The 513-nt window shown below is 63.2% G+C and carries 1 protein-coding gene; it reads left to right on the top strand.

The features are described from left to right. Positions 1–336, top strand: a 336-nt coding sequence (locus ACYCAX_RS26560; protein WP_460249216.1) for an Hcp family type VI secretion system effector, incomplete at its 5' end; no start/stop codon positions are given. Positions 337–513 lie beyond the last annotated feature (177 nt).

The raw sequence follows: 513 nt of genomic DNA on the forward strand, positions 1-513 counted from the left end.
CAGCGCGTGCACAAGCCGCTGATGATCACCAAGGTCTTCGACAAGTCCTCGCCGCTGATCTTCAACGCCCTGACCTCCGGCGAGCGTCTGAACAAGTGCCGCCTGGAGTGGTACCGCACTTCCTCCACCGGTACCCAGGAGCACTACTTCACCATCGAGCTGGAAGACGCGGTGATCGTCGACGTGCAGTCGCGCATGCCGAACTGCCAGGACCCGAACATGGCGCACTTCACTCACCTGGAAGACGTCTACTTCACCTACCGCAAGATCGTCTGGACCCACGAAGTCTCCGGCACCTCCGGCTCCGACGACTGGCGCACCCCGATCTCTGCCTGATCCGCAGCGATCGACGTCCCATGCATCGGCCAGGCTTTCCTGGCCGGTGCTCTTTACCGGCCCGCGTTACCGGCATGCCCCCGCCAGGATGGCAGCTCGGATGACCGGCCACCTGCGCAGAGGAACAGCGGATGTTCGCCCCGGCCAACCAGACTCATTTCAGCCTGAGCATCGAAG

The organism is Pseudomonas sp. MT3 (assembly GCF_054720805.1).